The sequence below is a fragment of the Streptomyces graminilatus genome, assembly GCF_001418565.1.
In the GTDB taxonomy this organism is placed as follows: domain Bacteria; phylum Actinomycetota; class Actinomycetes; order Streptomycetales; family Streptomycetaceae; genus Streptomyces; species Streptomyces graminilatus.
Genome location: NZ_LIQQ01000583.1, coordinates 1 through 13,797, shown reverse-complemented (window position 1 = coordinate 13,797; position 13,797 = coordinate 1). Strand labels below are relative to the sequence as shown.

The following is a 13,797-nucleotide window of genomic DNA, read 5'->3' as shown; positions in this document are numbered from 1 at the left end:
CTGTCGGCCGACTGCCCCGGGTTCGTCGGCCTCCCCCACCCCGGGGCAGTCGGCCGACAGCGCCTCGAAGGCCGACGACCTGCTCAAGAAGCCGAAGGACGGCAGCGACGGCCTCCTCCAGCCCTTCAACGTCACGGACAAGGACGGCGTCCCGATCTCCGCCTACACCGTGAAGACGGACACGGGCGGCTGGAAGGACATCGACCTCAAGATCTGGAACATCATCGCGCAGCTGCTGTTCGGCGTCGCGAAGTGGGTCGTCGGCTTCACCTGCTGGCTTATCAAGTGGGCGCTGAACTTCGGCCTGGCCGACGTCCTCGTCGGGCCGGTCGACCACATCTCCACCACCCTCAAGAACCAGGTCATCGACAGGATGGGCCTCCCCGGTCTCTTCCTGCTGTTCGCCGGCCTCTACGCCGGCTGGATGATCCTCTTCAGGGAGCGCTCGCGCGGCTTCGCCGAGATCGGGGTCTCCCTGGTCGTCGCCTCCGTGGCCACGACCGTGCTGGTCTCCCCAGCCCAGGTCCTGCTCGGCCAGCACGACCAGCCGCAGCCGCAGGGCTCGACCATGCTCCTGTCCGACGAGGGGCTGCTGGGCAAGGCCAAGGACTTCACGCTCGAAGTCGCGAGCATCGTCTTGTCCGAGGACCCCGAGCACGCCCGGGGCAGCTCCGACCCGGACAACGTCGCCAAGCCCATCACCGACGCCCTGGTGGATGCCTTCATCGTCAAGCCCAACGAGCTGATGGTGTACGGGAGCACCTTCGACGGCACCTGTGACAAGGCGTTCCGTGAATTCAAGCTCGCCGAGTACAACCTCAACGAGAGCGGCCTGAACTACTGGGACGCCGCGATGATGGACTCGATGTACGACACGAACTTCATCGCGTCGCTCAACAAGGCGCAGAAGAAGTTCGAGTCAGAGTGCGGCGACCAGAAGCCGAAGGCCAAGCGGGCGTCGGCGGACCTTGCCTTCAGCGCCCTGTTCGTCGCGATCGCCGCCGTCATCGTCGCCGTCCTCATGGTGCTCGTCACCGGCGGGTTCCTCACCGCGCAGGGCTGGCTGGCCTTCGAGGCCATCCGCGGTCACTGGGCCCTGTGCGCCGGCATCCTGCCCGGCGGCGGGCGGGCCACGCTGTGGCGGTGGTTCTCCGCGATCACCAAGGCGGTCCTCGGAATCGCTCTCGCCATCCTCTTCCTGGCCGTCTTCATCCTGATCGTCCTCGCCCTCATCGACGCGGACACCGGCGACGTGCTGGCCGTGAAGTTCATCGTCATCGACGTCACGGCCGTGGCCGGGCTGGCCGGCCACAAGAGGATCAAGCAGACGGCGCAGAGCATCGCGGTCAACCTGAACCGCAAGCTCGCCAACGCCCGCGTCGGCGGCGCCCGCCGGTCGGTGTTCAGCAGCCCGGGCCGCTATGCCGAGACTGCCCCCGGCCTCAAGCAGATGTGGGGCGAGGCGCGCGGCGAAGCCCGCCGGGTGAGCCAGCCGATGGGCAAGGGGCTCAAGACCGCTCGTAACGCCTGGGTCGGCTCGCCGCAGGCGAACCGCAAGGCCAGCCGGCTGCGGACAGCGGCCCGCCTGGCCACCAACGCGGCAGCGGCGGTCGGTACCGGAGGTGCGAGCGCGGCGACGAAGGTCGCGGCCCAGCAGGCGGCGAAGGCGACCTTGAAGAAGCGCCTGGCCACGGCGGCCGCCAACAAGATGTCCCAGACGAGGGGCGGGCGGGCCACCATGGCCACCGGCAAGGCAGCCGCCGCCACCGCGAAGTACGGGGCGAAGGCCGGGAAGTTCGCCTTCATGGCCACCGTCGGTGCGCCGGTGGGCATCCCGCGCGGCGTCGCTGCCACCAAGCGCGGCACGTCCGCAGCCAAGACGCGGGCGGATCAGGTGCGCAGCCAGCTCACCGCCGTCAAGGCGCGCACGGTCGACAAGAAGGTCCAGGAGGCCAAGGACTTCGGCGCCGAGTACAAGCGCAACGTCGCCGCCGCCGGCCGGTTCGTCGCCCAGACCGGCACCAAGGCCCAGGTGAATCTGGGCCTCGCGCCGATCCAGCCGAACGCCAAATCGTCGAGCCCGCCCGGTCCCCGGGCCGGGGCGATCGCGCCGCAGGTGCCCGGCACCACCGCGCCGGCCGCACCCAAGCCTCCGGCCGCTCAGCCGACCACGGTGCCGACCATGCCGGCCCCGCCCACCCCAGCACCTGCCGCGAAGACGAGTCCGGCCACACCGGCGGGCGCGCCCCGGGCTATCCGGCGTGCCACCAGGCCAGCCGGACCGCCGAAGCCGCGGCCGTAGCGCGACCGGCCCGGGGCCTCGTTCCCGGACCGCCCTTTCCCCAGCACCTCAGCCACCCGACGGGGGACCCTCATGCCCGAAACCGACGACAGGCGCGCCCGGCGCGGCACGTTCGCGCTCTTCACGGCGGCCGCCGCCCTGGGTGTCCTCGGTGTAGCGCTGCTGCTCACCGGCAGCGGCGGCAGCGAACACGCCGAGCCTCCGGCAGCTCCCAACTCTTCCTCGCACCACGCCGGTTCGCGCCGCGCCGTGTCCTCCACGCCCCGCACGACGGCCTCGCGGCCTACCGCCGAAACGTCCCAGACGTCGCTCGCCGAGGCGCCGGTCTCCCTGCCGGCCCCGATGCAGAAGGCGGCCCGGGACTTCACGATCGCATGGGCCAGCCACGATGCCCGCCCCGGCCGCGACACCTCCTACGACGACGCGTCGTCGCGCGCCGCCGCCTACACAGCGGGCGACCTCGCCGCCGACCTTCGCGCGCGAAGGAGCGGTACCGCCGCCGGCCAGCAGTGGCGGGAGTGGACAGAGCGCCGAGTTCAGGTGACCTGCTCCGTGGTGCAAGTGTCGCTTCCCGATGGCGCACCCGCCCCCACCCGCGACGGGGGCTTCGCCCGGGTCATCTACCGGGTGACCGAGAAGCCGACCTCTGGGCCGTCGACCGAGTCGGTCGCGAACGTCGCGCTCAAGCTCCGCCGCGAAGGCGGCACCTGGCGTGTGGTGGGGCTGCCCGATGCCTGAGCAGAACGAGTCGAAGTTCGCCAAGCGCCTGGTGCTGGTCCTCCTCGGGCTGCCGTTCCTCGGCTTCTGCCTCATCCTCACCGCGGTCCTGGCCCTCTCCTCCGCCATCGGCGAGGACAACACCAGCGACTCCCTCCAGAGCGCGGGATTCGGCGGCGGTCTCGCGGCCACCGACGAGATCCCCGACTGGCTGCGGCCCATCATCACCAACGCCGTCTCGACGTACGGCTGCCCCGAGGTCACGCCGTCCCTGATCGCCGCCCAGCTGTTCCAGGAGTCCGGGTTCCGCAAGAACCCGCCCGACGGCGGCGCAGGAGCCCTGGGCATCGCGCAGTTCATCCCCAGCACCTGGGCGGCGAAAGGAATCGACGGCAACGGGGACGGCAAACGCGACCCGCTGGACCCGGAGGACGCTGTCCCCTCGCAGGTCAAGTACGACTGCGAGCTCGCCGACGCGGTCCGCAAGGTCCCCGGTGACGACACCGACAACATGCTCGCCGCGTACAACGCTGGCCCCTACGCCGTGGAGAAGTACAACGGCATCCCGCCGTACAAGGAGACCCAGGACTACGTCCGCAACATCCGTGCCCTGGCCGAGAAGTGGGCCGCCCCTGAGCAGAGCACCGGTTCCGGCACCGTCAGCGGGAAGGTGGGCAAGGTCATCGAAGCGGCGAAGCAAGCCCTCAACACGCCGTACCTGTACGGAGGCAACTGCCGGCCTCCCTTCGAAGGGGCGAACCGGTGCGACTGCTCGAGCCTGGTGAAATACGCGTGGAGCACCGTGGGCGTGAACCTGCCGCGCGTCACCTACGACCAGGTCAATGTGGGCACCGAGGTGAAGTCCGTGAGCGACCTCGAGCCGGGTGACCTGATCTTCGCCGGGGGCAGCGCCTCCTACCCAGAACACGTGACCATGTACATCGGGAACGACCAGGTCATCGACGCCCCGCGCACCGGCCTGAACGTGCGCATCAAGCCGCTGTCCTACTGGAAGCCGCAGATCCTGCGGATCAAGCGCGTCGGCTGATCCGGAGTTGTGCAGGTTCTCGTTTGACCTGTCGGGCAGCGCTCGCCCGAACTGGGCTTTTACCGCTGTTTCTTAGCGACTTGTCGAGCGTACCCCGCAGTCCATCAAAATCCCGGTGCAATGCGGAATCGGCCCCCGATAGCCTGCTCCCTTCGCCTGAGCGGAGCCACCAGCAGGGGACTTTCTCATGCCGCAGACGGCCACCGCCCTCTTCCCGGTCAGCGATTCCGCCCGACACGCCAAGGGCCTGCAGAAGATGCACGGCTTGGCCCTCTACATCACGCGCGTGTGGGAGACAGCCGCTTCCTTCGAGACCTCTCTGTGCAAGGGACCGCAACCTGACTCCGAGCGCATCGCCCTCGAAGTCGCACCCGCGCTCGCGGCCATCCGCACTCTGGATCTGGAAGTCGTCAGGAACAGCCAGCGCCCGAACGGTCAACACCGGTACCTGCGCCTGCAGGACACGGATCCGCAGGGGCAGGTCGTACGCGGGCTGGTCCTGCCGCGCAACGCCGATGTCCATCTGCCAGCAGCCCTTGACATCCATACCGACATCGATCTCGGGGACTCCAAGTGGCGCGTGATCCCCAGGTGGCAGCCGTACGCAATGCTCCCGCAGAACATCCGGACGAGCACGGGGACCAGGCCCAGCAGCCATACTGCGTACCAAGATGCGGTCGGTGGGTACCGAGTGATCGAAACGCTCCTGGACGCCTTCGCTTTCTTCCTACGCTGCGACCCTTCCCTGGCTCGGCGCGGGCCGACAGGCGCTCTAATGTACTTTCCCTTGCGCACCTACGACTGGAATCCATCTGAACGTCGCCACCCCGACCAACCCAACCAGTCCCCCAGGTGAAACTCGGGCGTTGGCCACACTACGGATCGTCGAGTGGAACGCGAAGCCATCGGCGGGCGGCCCGCAAGAAGCGGAGACAGCCCCCAGCGCGCATCGCCGAGCGACGACGACGCTGCGGCTCATGTACGCCGGCTACTACTCACTGCCGGGATTCGGCTCAGGCAGCTGTCTGCGCAGGGCACGGGAGCGGCGTACGGCGTCGGGTACGGCGTGGAGGTCCGGGCAGTAGCGGTAGGCGGGGCCAGGCTCGATGCGGCAGTCGGTCATGGTCGCGAGTATGGCCGCGCTGTGACGGACGCAGGCGGTGAGGGCCGGGCCGGAAGCGGGCAGGAGCAGGACAGCGTCTTCCAGGCCCTCGCAGTTCTCCGGGTCGTCCGTGCCAGCCTGGCAGCGGAAGCCATCAGCGACCACCGTGCCGGGGTACAGCTCCAGTGCGGCGGCTCGGAGTTGGTCGCCGGAGAGGTTCGCGGCTATGCGGGCATCGGTCATCTCAACGGCAGCCAGGGGGAGACTGTTAGCCATGACCGGCACCTCGTGTCCGGGGAAGTCCTCGGCGGCCTCGATGGCGAGCAGCAGCCCCCTCTACATCGGACCGGGTGGCCGGATCAGCGCGGAAGGCGTCCGCCGTGCGCATGAGCCGGTACATCGCCTGCGCTGCCGTTCGTGTCATCTCGTCCACGACCCACGCTCCGTTCCTCGCTGTCGGCCAAGGCCCGCAGAGGCACTCGCCACCAGCATGACCGGAGTCAATGTGGCTGGTGAGAGGGGGTTGGAAGTGCGACGTCGGCGCGGTCTGCCTCACGCCGTCGACATCCCCGTGACGTTCGCGAGGCCGCGTCAGGGGTTCTCGGTGTCTTTCGGGCCCGGCTGGACATGGGCCTCGTGGGTCCAGTCGGACTTCCACGTCCGGTACAGCTCGTGTGCTGTCGGGCACTGCTTCTTGGCATGCGGTGCGTCGAGGTCGGGTTTGCAGTGGACGCACCCCATGCAGTGGTCGGCGAGAGCGACGAATGATTCCGCCGACCGGCTCAACTGCACGGTCATGGCTGGCTCCGTCCGGCGTCAGCTCGGGCCGGGTCGGCGGCCTGGATCAGCTGGTGGAGCGCGCCGTAGTAGACCTGGTGATCGACGACTGCGGGCAGGATCGCCGCCAAGTTGCCCGTGAGGACGGGGAATTCGTCCGGGTCGAGCGCGGCCAGGGCCTGGCGGGTGGTGGTCTGCGCGGACTGGGGGTTCCGGTGGTCGACGAAGCTCGCGCTGCCGAGCGTGAGCAGGTACAGCTGCCGGTACGTTGTGATCGCGGACTGTGGCGTCATACCAGCTCTGAGGGAGTGGGCGAGCTGAGGTTCCACGAGCCGCTTGAGCAGTTGGGGGCTGAGCCAGGGGCGGGCGCCGCGCAGGGCCACCAGGCCCGGATGGGCCGTCAGCAGCTCGTACAGCGCGATGAAGCGTTGTTGCGTGGCGCTCGCCCAGCCGGTTTCGGCTGGGATGTCGGGCAGGCCGGCAGCGAGGTGGTCCGTGACCAGGTCCAGCAGTCCGGCCACGTTGGTGCAGCGGCGCTGGAGGGCTGCGAGGGAGATGCCGAGTGCGTCGGCCAGAGCGCGCAGGCTGAGGGCGGTGTGTCCGTCCTGATCAACGATTTTCAGGGCGGTCTCGGCGATGTACTGGGGTGTCGCGAGGTCGAGGGAAGCGGATTGCCTGGGCATGCGAGTCAGCGTACGGTACACCGTATCGCTACGCTAGGCTACAGGCCCTTCACGGAGGCGGCATGCTCCGCACCAAGGCGCTCGACCCGTTATTCACTGCGGTGGACGCTGCGGCCTTCACGGACCGGCACCTGGCCGCCCTCGCGGCCGGCACACTCGCCGCCGTCCGTGTGCCCGGCTTCCTCGAAACTCGTGTCTGCCAGGCCACACTGGCCGCGCTGGACCGGCTGCCCGTCGCCAGCTACGCCCCCGAGCGCGTGCCTACCCGCATCGCCCGGTTCGGCCCGTCCCTCAACGACTACCGCACCGGACAGGGGCGCCTGGACGCCGAGCGGTACTGGCGAGATGCGGAGGCCGCCCGCACCGCCTGGCACCGCAGCGGTATGCGTCCCGACCCCATCACCCTGTGCATGGCCCGCCTCGGCTCCGCATGGGGCGCCGCCGTCACCCCGGCCACCGTCAATGGCCGCGCAGTCTTCGGCGGCACCCTCCGTGAGATCAACGACGGCACCCTGATCCACTACGACGACATAAGCCGCGAGTTCCCCACAGGTCTGTTCGACCAGCCCATCGTCGCCCAGCTCGCCTTCAGCGTCTGGGCGGCCGTCCCCGACACAGGCGGCACCACCACGGTGTGGCGCCACCGCTGGGAGCCCGCCGACGAACAGCATCACGAGGCCTACGGATACTGACCCGCAACCGTGGAGTGCTGCCAGAACGTGCGACTGCACCCGCGGCTCGGTGACGCGCTGCTGTTCAACCCCGCCAACTTCCACACCGTCGAACCGGATCCGGACGAGCGCCGCATCGCCTTCGCGTTCTTCCTCGGCCTGACCACCACCGGCCAGCTCATCGCCTGGGCCTGACCCCTGACAGGAGCAACACCGTGCACGCCCTCACCCACGGCGACATCAAGGCCGCCGCCGACCGCATCTCCGGACGCATCCGCCCCGTCACCCTCACCCAGGTCGACCCCGGCGCGATCCGCACCGGCCACCGCGACCCACTCGACGACAGGCCCAAACAACCCTGTGAAGTGTGGCTGGCGCTGGAGTACATGCAGCACACCGGCTCCTTCAAGGCCCGCGGCGCGGCCAACTTCCTCCAAGCCCACCACGACTCCGGCACCCTCCCCGACGCCGGAGTGACCATCGCCTCCGGCGGCAACGCCGGCCTGGCCTGCGCCTGGGCCGCACGACAGCTTGGCATCACCGCGACCGTCTTCCTGCCGGCCAACGCGCCGCAGGTGAAGGTCGCCAAGCTCCGCTCCTACGGCGCCGAGGTACGACTCGTCGGATCCGAGTACGCCGAAGCACTCGCCGCCTGCGAGGAGTTCGCCGCCGCCGCAGGCGCACTCACCTCACACGCCTACGACCACCCGCTGATCGCCGCCGGAGCCGGCACCCTCCTGGACGAGATCCACCAGCAGATTCCAGACCTGGACACCGTGGTCGTCGCGGTCGGTGGCGGCGGCCTGTTCACCGGGGTGGCAACGGCCGCACAGCACCACGGCATCCGCACCGTGGCAGCTGAGCCCCAGAACTGCCGCGCGCTCAACGCCGCCCTGCAAGCCGGCCGCCCCATCGACGTCACCGTGGACTCCGTCGCACAGGACTCCCTCGGCGCCCGCCGCGCCTCCGCCATGGCCCTGCACGCCGCCCAACAGGACCACACGTATTCAGTGATCGTGCGGGACACCGAGATCGTCCGCGCCCGCCAACTGCTGTGGGACCACCGCCGCATCGCGGTTGAACACGGCGCCGCCACCGCGCTCGCCACGCTCACCTCTGCCGACGAGCACACCCCCGAACGCGATGCGCCCAACCGACCCGCTCTGCCGTTCCGCAGCTACCGGCCCGGCAACGGCGAGAAGGTCGTCGTCGTCCTGTGCGGGGCCAACACCGACCCGAGCAACCTCGTCACGCTGCCCTGAGCAGGATTCCTCTTCTTGGCGCGGGTGATGGACTTGGCCGACGGACCGAGTGAAGTCGGTCTGAGGCATGCGGGCGCCAAGCGACTCCTGGAACGGTCGGCTCCGTCCCGTCCGGGGTCAGCTTGTGCTGTGTCAGGTACGGACCTGGTGGGGCACCGCCCCCGCCCGGGACTGCTTCAGATACCAGCTGATCTCGCTGGGGAACTGTTCGGCGAAACCCAGAAGTCGTTCCAGAACACCTTCGTACAGAGGGTCCGTGCCAACTCGGTCGAATTCAGTGAGCCGCCCGGCCCACAAGGCAGCCGTGTCCGACGGGACGCCTTCGCCGATCTCGGCAGCACACTCGACGATGCCCTCCACCGCACGCAGCAGTCCTTGACGGTCTTCGTCACGCTGTTCCCGGAACCAGGACTCACGTGCGATCAGCAGATCGGTGCAGGGAATGGACAGAGCATCACGCAACTGGCCGAGGCTCGGCTCCTCGCACAGTGCCGTCACCCCGGCGGCGGTCAACTTGGGCCGACCGCCCACGACGCGGTCCAGGATGCTGGTGCCAAGCACTGCGGCCGCGCTCGCGTAGTGCCAGACGAGCAGCCCGACACCACGCTCATAGCGGTCAGCCAGGCGGCTGAGCCGGAACAAGGCGTCCGGGTGGTGGGTCAGGGCCCGGCCCTGCGTGTACACCTCCGCGTTCCCCTTCAGTCGGTAGGAGCGACTGGTGACGGCGAGCGCGGACTCGTACTCGTTACGCAGGTCCTGCAACGTGACCTGCAGGGCGCGCAGCGCCTCGATCTCAAGCGTGGTCAGTGATGCCGCATCTGTGAATTCCGGGAATTCCATGAGGTGTTGTCTCCTGACGACGCTTTCGGATGCCACTCGCTGCGGTGTCGATGTGCTTGGCCGGTGCTCGGGAACCAGTCTGCGCTGCTCTTGCCGCGCGCTGTGAACTCGGGTCCCGCGCCCTGCTGTTCGGGTCCACCGGCACCGTTGGCCTCAAGTGCAGTTGGGGCATGACAAGCGAGACTACTCGGAGCAGGACATCGTACGTGCGGCGCTTGCGACGCTGGCAGCGCATGGTTCTGGCCGCGGTGGTGGGCATCATCGCCGGGTACACCTACAGGCTGGCAACCGGGGAGTTCGGCGGTCCCTGGAGTTGGACCATGCTGGGCATCACCTTGGTCACGACCATGGTCATGCGCTCCCTCCATGAACGGATCGCGCGCGGCCGGTAGAGCCCCCCGCCCTCCAACCGCTCCATGGGGTGAGGTCGCTCTGAAGGTGGGTCGAGAGTGATGCGGATCAGCGCCGGTCCAGCAGCACGGCACGCCAGGATCTGCCCCGTCAGGAAGCCCGAAGCCCCAGTGCGGCGGAAGAATCCGGTCGAGCTGCGGTTGGATGGATCGATAGGCTTGCACGCATGCCTACAGCCTCCACGCGCGTGCGTTTCGCCCCGTCCCCGACTGGAATGTTCCACGTTGGCGGGGCCCGGTCGGCTCTCTACAACTGGGCCGTCGCGCGACAGTCGGGGGGCAAGTTCGTCCTGCGGATCGAGGACACCGACGCGGCCCGCAACAAGCCGGAGTGGATCGACGGCATCATCAGCGCGCTCGCGGCCATCGGGATTTCCAAGGACGATCCCGCCTTCGAGGGCCCGTACTTCCAGTCGCAGAACGCCGACCGTCACACGGAGGCCGCACAGCAGCTCTACACGCAGGGCCACGCGTACTACTGCGACTGCACCCGTGAACAGCTCCAGGAGAGGACCGGTTCGCAGCACCTTGGCTACGACGGCTTCTGCCGGGACCGGGGCCTGGAGTACGTGGCGGGCCGCGCGCTGCGGTTCCGTACGCCCACGGAGGGCGAGACGGTCGTCGTGGACCTGATTCGGGGTGAGCCGTCCTTCCCGAACTCGGCGATCGAGGATTTCGTCATCGCCCGTGGTGACGGCTCCGCGGTCTTCCTGATCGCCAACGTGGTCGACGACCTCGACGAGGGCATCACCCTGGTGATCCGGGGTGACGAGCACCTGTCGAACACGCCCAAGCAGCAGTTGCTGTGGGAGGCGCTCGGCGCGAAGGCGCCAGTGTGGGCGCACCTGCCGGTGATCGTGAACGAGAAGCGGCAGAAGCTGTCCAAGCGCCGGGACAAGGTCGCTCTTGAGGACTACCTCGCCGAGGGCTTCCTGCCGGAGGCGATGACCAACTACCTGATGCTGCTCGGCTGGGGCCCCAGGGACGACGTCGAGCTCCGCCCGTACGCGGAGCTGGAGGAGAAGTTCCGCGTCGAGGACGTGAACACCTCGCCGGCCTTCTTCGACATCAAGAAGCTGACCGCCTTCAACGGCGAGTACATCCGCGCCCTGCCGCTGGAGAAGTTCGTCGAGGCCTGTGAGCCGTGGCTGCGTGCCCCGTCCGCCAACTGGGCGCCCGAGGACTTCGACCAGGCGGCGTGGGAGGCGATCGCCTCCCACGCCCAGACCCGCGTGGCCGTCCTGTCGGACATCACGGCCAACGTCGACTTCCTGTTCCTGAAGGAGCCGGTGGAGGACGAGGCGTCCTGGGACAAGGCGATGAAGGGTGACCCGGTGGCTCTCCTCACCACGGCCCGCGCCAAGCTGGAGACGGCCGACTGGACCAGCCCTGAGTCCCTCAAGGAGGCGGTCCTGGCAGCCGGCGAGGAGCACGGCCTGAAGCTGGGTAAGGCGCAGGCCCCGGTGCGCGTCGCGGTCACGGGCCGCACGGTCGGTCTGCCCCTCTTCGAGTCTCTGGAGGTCCTCGGCAAGGACCGCACGCTCGCCCGGATCGACGCGGCGCTGGCTAAGCTCGCCAGCTGATCACTTCGAGATCATGGTCCCGTCACCTGTGCGAGGAGGCGAGACCAGGCGTCGCCGAAGTACGCCGATGTCGAAGAGGGCCAGCGCCTCGTACACGGCCTACGACTCGTCGGGCGCCGTATCCGCCCGCTCCCGCCTGCCCAGATCCGAGAACGGCTGTGTGGTGAGGTTCGCAAGGTCTCCGAGTCCGCGATCGACCGGATGAGACTGGCTGTTCACCCGTGGTCGAGTTGCCGTTGACAGTGAGCGTCATAGGTCTCTCTCCCAGCGCCCGGGGCCGGTGCCCGGGCGCTGGCATTCGATCGGCAGGTCGTCCCGGTAGGACCACACGCGACCAGCGCTCAGGCTGTCGAGGTAGTCCAGCAGGGGTTCGATCTCGGGCCGGCGCGCGGTGGAGGACGAAAGGACGGACTTCGCCTCATCCAGCGGCAGCAGGACCGCGCCGGTCACTTTGCCGTCCGGGTCGTGCACCGCGATCTCGCCGTCCCACTCGGTGCAGTCGAAGGTCAGCACCACGGTGGAGGGATACCGGTTGGTCGTGGTGTTGACCAAGTAAGCCAACTGCCCCACCGCAGTCAGGTTCAGACCGGTCTCTTCCTTGACTTCACGGACCAGGGCCTCGGCGAGGAGTTCGCCACGCTCGACGCCACCGCCGGGGATGGACCACATTTCCTTGCCGTCGCGCTGCTCCTGGACCAGGACCAGGTTGTCGCCGCGACGCAACAGTGCGGCGACGACCTGGACACCGGGCCCAGTCACCAGTGCGGGAGCCGGGGCTGTGGTAGCGGATTTGTTGGTGGTCATGTTCACTCCAGTTCGCTTCGCATGCCTGTGGTGCACCCGGGGCCTTGGTGGAGTCACGGCCTAGTCAGTACAGGAAGTGCGACAAAGTGATAGCCAGACGGTGGAAGGACACCTGTCCGTATGAGGAGGCGCACTTACTCACTGGCCTTGCTGACCAGCGCGACGGGGACGACCAGTCGACATAGCGTCGTGACGAAGGCGGAGGATTCCTTCAGGAACCAAGAGTGCCTGGATAGGGGCACCCCTCCAGGTACGCCTGCATGTTGGCCACGATGCCAGCGATACGGCGCGGTCCCCAGGAGGCCACATCCGCGTTCACGGGCGCTGCTGCGGTAACGAAATTCAGGATGAAGGCGTCGCGCAGGAGGAGGTAGGGCTCCAGGAGTCGGGCCCAGTCGGCGGGCAGGGCGCGTACCTGGGTGTAGCCGTCCAGGTAGGCGTGGGCGAACGCCTCGTAGGCGCCGGGTTCTTGGTGGGCGATACGGTGGACGGACGACAGGACGGTGGCGATGTCGAGCAGGAAGTGGCCGGTGCCGCAGTCGTCGAAGTCGATCAGGCCGACGCGGACGCCGCCGGGCAGGGCGATCATGTTTTCGCGGTGCAGGTCGCCGTGGATACGGCCTCGGTCGTCCGGGCCGCCTTCCTGCAGGGCCGGGGTGATCAGTTCGGTGACCTTGCGGAGGGTGGCGGTGCCGGCGGCGCCGAGCTGCTCGTGGGCGCCCGGGCTGGTGAGGGCCGCACCGTTGGCGAGGATCGTGTCCGCGTTCCAGACCGGCCGGTCGAAGTCGGGCAGGGGCGTGGTGGCCGCGTGCTTGTGCAGGTGGGCGGTGGCGATGCCCATCTCCTGGGCGACGCCGGGCTCGCGGTAGGGCGGTTCTGCTGTGCCGGGGAGCCAGTGCAGCAGGGCGAGGGTGGCCGGTTCGTCGTGGTCGGGGATCTCGATGGGGACCACGTAGTGGCCGCTGGTGGTGGTGACGGGCTCGGGAACGGCGACCGTACGGGCCGCGGCGAGGCTCTCCAGCCAGCGCATCTCGCTGCGCTGCTGGTGGGCGGGGCGTCCGTCGCGGACGGACAGGCGGGCGACGAAGGAGTGGTCGCGGTCTGGCGGAGTGATCTGCCAGACCGCGTTGTCTTCGTACTGCTGGACCTCCACGGTCGCGGCTGCGCCGTCGAGCCCGTAGTGCTCGGTCAACGCGGCCCGCGTCAGCGTCTCGAGCAGGTCGAGCTGCGCGGCGTGGGTGAGGTCGTGGGTGAACGTCGGCACGGGCTTCCTCGTGGTCGGGGGTGGCGGCTGGTCGTACGGCGGACCGGCTGCGTCGGTGGTGGTGCGGCGGGGTTCACGGGCCTCGGCCAGCTGTGTCGGTGAGGAGGCCGGCCCGGGGTGTCTGCGGTGCGCGCTGCCCGGTGTACTCGCGGGGGCGGTCGCAGCGCTCTGTACGACGCTATCAGGAGGATGCGGTCATTCCGGATGCTTTTCCGCTCCCGCCCACCGCCTCCCAGGAGGAGGTGGGCGGGAGGAGGAACTGCTGGCGGTACAGACGGTCTTGGCCGGTGTCGATGTCCGTGGTGGCGGGATGGGTGAGCGGGGTGGGCAGGGC

15 protein-coding genes are annotated in these 13,797 nt (G+C 68.8%); 9 read left to right on the top strand and 6 right to left on the bottom strand.

The window, feature by feature from the left end:
- The 4 genes from AOK08_RS37230 to AOK08_RS37215 form a co-directional block, all read left to right on the top strand.
- Positions 1 to 2,302: hypothetical protein (locus AOK08_RS37230; protein ID WP_241827256.1), on the top strand; the 2,302-nt coding region annotated here is incomplete at its 5' end.
- Positions 2,303 to 2,374: 72 nt separating this feature from the next.
- Positions 2,375 to 3,040 carry a hypothetical protein gene (locus AOK08_RS48005; protein WP_055534336.1) on the top strand — a complete coding sequence of 222 codons (666 nt, stop codon included), beginning with the start codon at positions 2,375 to 2,377 and terminating at the stop codon, positions 3,038 to 3,040.
- The gene (locus AOK08_RS37220) at positions 3,033 to 4,067 is read left to right on the top strand and encodes a bifunctional lytic transglycosylase/C40 family peptidase (RefSeq protein ID WP_079054495.1); all 1,035 of its coding nucleotides are present in this window, start codon (positions 3,033 to 3,035) and stop codon (positions 4,065 to 4,067) included. The genes AOK08_RS48005 and AOK08_RS37220 overlap by 8 nt, the downstream gene beginning before the upstream one ends.
- A 187-nt stretch (positions 4,068 to 4,254) precedes the next feature.
- Complete coding sequence (locus AOK08_RS37215) at positions 4,255 to 4,923, top strand: hypothetical protein (protein ID WP_055534334.1); 669 nt, start codon at positions 4,255 to 4,257, stop codon at positions 4,921 to 4,923.
- Positions 4,924 to 5,058: 135 nt separating this feature from the next.
- On the opposite strand, the gene AOK08_RS37210 is transcribed toward AOK08_RS37215, so the two are convergent.
- From AOK08_RS37210 to AOK08_RS37200, 3 genes are all read right to left on the bottom strand, one after another.
- The gene (locus AOK08_RS37210) at positions 5,059 to 5,445 is read right to left on the bottom strand and encodes a hypothetical protein (protein ID WP_157876960.1); all 387 of its coding nucleotides are present in this window, start codon (positions 5,443 to 5,445) and stop codon (positions 5,059 to 5,061) included.
- Between the two features lie 315 nt (positions 5,446 to 5,760).
- Positions 5,761 to 5,967, bottom strand: coding sequence for a hypothetical protein (locus tag AOK08_RS37205; RefSeq protein ID WP_055534330.1), 207 nt, complete (start codon positions 5,965 to 5,967; stop codon positions 5,761 to 5,763).
- Complete coding sequence (locus AOK08_RS37200) at positions 5,964 to 6,629, bottom strand: TetR/AcrR family transcriptional regulator (RefSeq protein WP_055534328.1); 666 nt, start codon at positions 6,627 to 6,629, stop codon at positions 5,964 to 5,966. Before AOK08_RS37200 ends, AOK08_RS37205 begins: the two co-directional genes overlap by 4 nt.
- A gap of 62 nt (positions 6,630 to 6,691) precedes the next feature.
- On the opposite strand from AOK08_RS37200, the gene AOK08_RS37195 reads away from it, so the two are divergent.
- Genes AOK08_RS37195 through AOK08_RS37190 form a run of 3 tightly spaced genes read left to right on the top strand, consistent with a single transcriptional unit; the run spans position 6,692 to position 8,562 of the window.
- Positions 6,692 to 7,321 carry a proline hydroxylase gene (locus AOK08_RS37195; RefSeq protein WP_241827255.1) on the top strand — a complete coding sequence of 210 codons (630 nt, stop codon included), beginning with the start codon at positions 6,692 to 6,694 and terminating at the stop codon, positions 7,319 to 7,321.
- A gap of 27 nt (positions 7,322 to 7,348) precedes the next feature.
- The gene (locus tag AOK08_RS48000; RefSeq protein ID WP_241827254.1) at positions 7,349 to 7,495 is read left to right on the top strand and encodes a hypothetical protein; all 147 of its coding nucleotides are present in this window, start codon (positions 7,349 to 7,351) and stop codon (positions 7,493 to 7,495) included.
- Between the two features lie 20 nt (positions 7,496 to 7,515).
- Positions 7,516 to 8,562, top strand: a complete 1,047-nt coding sequence (locus AOK08_RS37190) for a serine/threonine dehydratase (RefSeq protein ID WP_055534326.1) — start codon at positions 7,516 to 7,518, stop codon at positions 8,560 to 8,562.
- A gap of 132 nt (positions 8,563 to 8,694) precedes the next feature.
- Here AOK08_RS37190 and AOK08_RS37185 read toward each other — a convergent pair whose 3' ends face one another.
- Positions 8,695 to 9,402 carry a hypothetical protein gene (locus AOK08_RS37185; RefSeq protein ID WP_055534324.1) on the bottom strand — a complete coding sequence of 236 codons (708 nt, stop codon included), beginning with the start codon at positions 9,400 to 9,402 and terminating at the stop codon, positions 8,695 to 8,697.
- Positions 9,403 to 9,608: 206 nt separating this feature from the next.
- Here AOK08_RS37185 and AOK08_RS46165 point away from each other — a divergent pair, with 206 nt between their 5' ends.
- Together AOK08_RS46165 and gltX are read left to right on the top strand one after the other, a co-directional pair.
- Positions 9,609 to 9,794, top strand: coding sequence for a hypothetical protein (locus AOK08_RS46165; RefSeq protein WP_157876959.1), 186 nt, complete (start codon positions 9,609 to 9,611; stop codon positions 9,792 to 9,794).
- Positions 9,795 to 10,027: 233 nt separating this feature from the next.
- Complete coding sequence (gene gltX / locus AOK08_RS37180; RefSeq protein WP_055534322.1) at positions 10,028 to 11,395, top strand: glutamate--tRNA ligase; 1,368 nt, start codon at positions 10,028 to 10,030, stop codon at positions 11,393 to 11,395.
- 249 nt (positions 11,396 to 11,644) lie between these two features.
- Here gltX and AOK08_RS37175 read toward each other — a convergent pair whose 3' ends face one another.
- Entirely contained in the window at positions 11,645 to 12,199 is a 555-nt protein-coding gene (locus tag AOK08_RS37175; RefSeq protein WP_055534321.1) for an NUDIX domain-containing protein, read from the bottom strand.
- A 211-nt stretch (positions 12,200 to 12,410) separates the two neighbouring features.
- A complete protein-coding gene (locus tag AOK08_RS37170) occupies positions 12,411 to 13,463 on the bottom strand; it encodes a phosphotransferase enzyme family protein (protein ID WP_055534319.1) in 1,053 nt (350 codons plus the stop codon).
- Positions 13,464 to 13,797 lie beyond the last annotated feature (334 nt).